Here is a 523-nt window from a genome sequence, read left to right on the forward strand (position 1 = left end):
GTAGGTGAAATCCTCCGGCAGGTCCGGGTACGTGCTGCGGTCGGGCTTCCTCACCATGACCGGCGCATGCCGCTCGGTGCCTGTCCCGTCGCCGAGCTGGCCACGGCCGTTTAATCCCCAGGCGTAGGCGTTGCCGTCGCTGCCCACCGCCAAGGAAAAATAACCGAATGTTGATGCGCTGATCTGGTTGAATCTGATGCCCCGGCTGGCATTGTCGGGCGGGGTGATGGTGGCGGGTTCCCTGCCCAGCTGGCTGCCCTTATCAGTTGCTGGACTTCACCACTCGTCAGACAGTCTTCTGCCGTGAGGTCATATGGAGCTACTGGCATGGTGTACGAAGCCGAGAGACGGGAGGAGATGCATAATAAACTACATTCTGGAACCGTCCCAAACACATTATCGTGGTGTCGCCGATTTACAAATACTGTTCGATGTCACACGCAGTAAAGCACTCCTGATGATAGATGTTCACCATCAGTAGGGATTAGGAGCAAGGATTAGGTGCTCTACACTAAACTGGTAG

The 523-nt window shown here is 56.0% G+C and carries 1 protein-coding gene; it reads right to left on the reverse strand.

The genetic code is table 11. The annotated features are described in order from the left end of the window. The coding region (locus QRX41_RS08380) for a hypothetical protein (protein WP_449495104.1) at positions 1-249 on the reverse strand (249 nt) is incomplete at its 3' end. Between the last annotated feature and the right edge of the window lie 274 nt (positions 250-523).

The sequence above is a fragment of the Bifidobacterium kimbladii genome (assembly GCF_032193675.1).
Taxonomy (GTDB): Bacteria; Actinomycetota; Actinomycetes; order Actinomycetales; family Bifidobacteriaceae; genus Bombiscardovia; species Bombiscardovia kimbladii.